At 58.4% G+C, this 2697-nt stretch carries 3 protein-coding genes and 1 pseudogene; all 4 read right to left on the reverse strand.

Annotation, left to right across the window (positions count from 1 at the left end; translation table 11 throughout):
• A pseudogene (locus tag EXZ48_RS34355) lies at positions 1–745 on the reverse strand (recombinase family protein); the annotation flags it as partial.
• A gap of 286 nt (positions 746–1031) precedes the next feature.
• Positions 1032–1493 carry a helix-turn-helix domain-containing protein gene (locus EXZ48_RS34360; RefSeq protein WP_130521527.1) on the reverse strand — a complete coding sequence of 154 codons (462 nt, stop codon included), beginning with the start codon at positions 1491–1493 and terminating at the stop codon, positions 1032–1034.
• Positions 1494–1616: 123 nt separating this feature from the next.
• Entirely contained in the window at positions 1617–2006 is a 390-nt protein-coding gene (locus tag EXZ48_RS36050; protein ID WP_371687694.1) for a DUF5372 family protein, read from the reverse strand.
• A gap of 87 nt (positions 2007–2093) precedes the next feature.
• On the reverse strand, positions 2094–2697 hold a 604-nt coding region (locus EXZ48_RS34365), incomplete at its 5' end, for a transposase (RefSeq protein ID WP_165909518.1).

Consider the following 2697-nt stretch of genomic DNA (forward strand, 5'->3'; position numbering starts at 1 on the left):
TTGTGTCCATAACCTCCATGATGGACACAAGCCGACCCAACCTCATCCAACGGCAGGACCTGAAAATCGCGCTTACAAAGAGAATGCCTTCCTGCCGAAAGGCCTTGACGGTCTGGGAGGCGGATCCGACGCGAGAGAACGTCTCGAAGAAATGGGCGATCGTCTCTCTGACTTGCATGTCTGGATCAAGCGTCACATTGCCGGAATGGTCATAGACCAGCCCGGTTGGCAGCGGGCAACGGAACTCGCCACGCCGGGCCTTGTTGAGGATGCCGCCGCGCAGCCGTGCCTTGATCACATGCAGTTCAGCCTCACTCATTGTTCCCTTCAGGCCGAGCAGAAGCCGGTCGTTGAAGCTTGCCGGATCTTAGACGCCGTCCTCATCGAGGATCAGGGTGTCGGCAAGAGCGCAGATCTCGAGCAGCCGCTGCCAGTCGGCATTGTTGCGCGCGAGACGGGAGACCTCCAGGCCCATGACGATCCCGGCATGCCCCATGCCGACATCGCTGACCAGCCGCTGGAATCCCTCACGCCAGACCGCCGATGCGCCGGATTCACCTTGATCGTTATCGATGACGATAATCTGCTCGTCGCGCCAACCAAGGGCGATAGCACGGCCGCGAAGCGCATATTGCCGCATGGCGCTCTCGGTATTGTCGATGACTTGCCGCATCGAAGATTGGCGGATGTAGAGGTAGGCGCTACGTTCAAGGTGATGAGACTGGACTTTGAGGGGTACATTCATGGTGCTCTCCGTTGGTGGATGCTCATGGCGATGGTCGCCAGGACATGAACGACGGCGCTGAGTTCGCCGTGCGCCGGCCGGGTGGCCGATGACAGGTACAACTGCTGTTGATCAGGGCTTGTCGCTGCAGGCAGTGCGCGGGCCCATCCCCACATGCCGCGGCGCAGAAAAAGCATGAGGCCGCTACGGGCCTTGAGCGGCAGAACTTCGCCGAGAGCTGCGCTGCGCAGCACCTCGTACTGGTCCGCGGTGGCCGGCAATGAACATGCCGATGCCGTGGCAACGTCTAGCGGATCGTTTTTTTTAACAGCCGCTCGATCGTTCTGGGATGAAGTGCGACATCGAGTTCGTTGCGGACCAGCTTGGCGAGTTCGCGCGCACGAACGGGTTCGCCCGGGACCAATCGCGCCTGCAGAAATGCCAGGACTTCGTCGTCGACCTTGTGGGGACCGCGGGGTCCCGGCTTTGCCGGCACCAGTCCGGCAATCCCACTCGTGTCGAAGTTTGCCTTGGCCTGGTAGTAGGTTGGCCTGGAAACGCCATACTCGTCGGAAGCGTCCGTTACCGAGACATTGTCGATGGAGACGCGTCGCAGCATCTCGTACTTGACCTGGACGGCGTCGTGCGGATCGAAGAACTCGCTGCCCTGGAACTTCGGGTCGCGCACCTTCTCGGGATTTGGATTGAAGGTGCCCTCGTCGAGGAGGGTATCCATCTTTGATCGCTTGCCGCCGTACTTCGCAGGCATTGTAGGTTCCGGGTGTGAGAGCGAGCATTAATGTAAAGATATTAATACCGCAATTCCTGTTTAAAGCAAGAACGCTCTTATATTGGGTCAGCGGGAATTGGCAGAATTTACGAGGTTTATTGCTCATTTTTGGTCCTCTTGCGGCATAATCTCGTTTACACTAGCGGCATAATTATCCTTACACACCGCTCGCGACCGCGCTGCCAACCTGCCACAAAGGTGCTCCACCATGCTGGCTAGTTCCATCAAGTTCGAAACCAGCAAGAGCGCGCGCCCATTGCTCGCGACAACTTCTGGATCAATGCTCACAAGATCAGTCCATTGAGGGGGAAGCGGCCATATGGCGCCATCCTCGGTCTGCAAAAGCAGACGGTCGCCCTGCAGGTTGCCTCGCTTCCCAACGCAGGGCAGCTGCCGGCCGAAAAGAGGATGAAACTGATGGGTAACCAGCACTAAGAGACCTGTGCGCGGTGGGGCCAAAGCTTTGATTCTTCTCAAGCTATTCGGCTTCACGGCAGAAGATGCGAAGATATCAGCACCGGCGTTACCGGCTTTGGCTTGGTACGTTCTCGTGTGAGTGCCGGTGGTGTTTTTTGGGCGCTACCCGGCCATGGCGATGATCTTCAAACTCCGTTTCATATTATAGGCGATGGCGGTGAGGCGGATTTGAACGCCTGCCTTGGCAAGTCCTCGCCACCGCATCCGGCGAAGGCCGTAGCTTCGTTTCCAAGTCCCGAAGATCTTCTCGATCCGGCCACGGATACGGTGGATCGGTTGATTGTGAGCTTCAAGGCGTGCCTGTGTTTCTGCTTCGTCCCGTCCCCACATGCTGGTGGCGACGATGCGTGGCGTTCCACCCTTGGCGCGCACCGCGTCACCGAAATGATTGCCCCGGTAGGCGCTGTCGGCAAACACATCGCCGGGATTGTCGGGCAGAGCATCAGGACCGGCCTTGCCGTCATTTATATTGGCCGGCGTCACGGCGATTTCCTCGACCATGGCCGTATCCGCATCAGCACCAACATGCGCTTTGAAGCCATGAACTGCCGGGCGGCCCTTATGCTTGATCCAGTGGCCCTCTTCGTCGTCCTTGCTGGACGAGGCGATGATCGTCGCATCGACAAGCGTACCGGTCTTGACCTTTATCGCTTTGGCCTTGAGTTGGCGGGTAATCTCGTCGAACAAGGTCTTGTCCAGACCATGA

The sequence above is a fragment of the Shinella sp. JR1-6 genome (genome assembly GCF_004284735.1).
Taxonomy (GTDB): domain Bacteria; phylum Pseudomonadota; class Alphaproteobacteria; order Rhizobiales; family Rhizobiaceae; genus Shinella.